Source organism: Paraburkholderia sp. SIMBA_030, from assembly GCF_046535245.1.
Taxonomy (GTDB): Bacteria; Pseudomonadota; Gammaproteobacteria; order Burkholderiales; family Burkholderiaceae; genus Paraburkholderia.
In genome coordinates this window covers 1-296 of the sequence record NZ_JAWRXB010000277.1, presented here as the reverse complement: position 1 = coordinate 296, position 296 = coordinate 1, and the positions used below count along the sequence as shown (strand labels likewise).

Here is a 296-nt window from a genome sequence, read left to right as displayed (position 1 = left end):
GCCATCATGTCCTCGTAGCGCGACTGGCGCTCGGCATGCGGCATCGAGAGCGCGCGCTCCAGCGCCTCGGCGGTCTGATTCAAATCGTAAGGATTCACAACCAATGCGCCAGGCAACTGCTCTGCCGCGCCCGCGAACTGCGAGAGCACCAGCACGCCCGGATCCTCGGGATTCTGCGACGCCACGTATTCCTTCGCGACGAGGTTCATGCCGTCACGCAGCGGCGCGACATAACCCACCTGCGCCTGGCGGAACAGCGCCATCAACAGATGACGTTCGTACTTGCGGTTCAGATA

Annotated in this window: 1 protein-coding gene; it reads right to left on the bottom strand. The window is 62.8% G+C overall.

The annotated features are described in order from the left end of the window. Nucleotides 1–296: trehalose-6-phosphate synthase (locus tag SB772_RS39995; RefSeq protein WP_410838516.1), on the bottom strand; the 296-nt coding region annotated here is incomplete at both ends.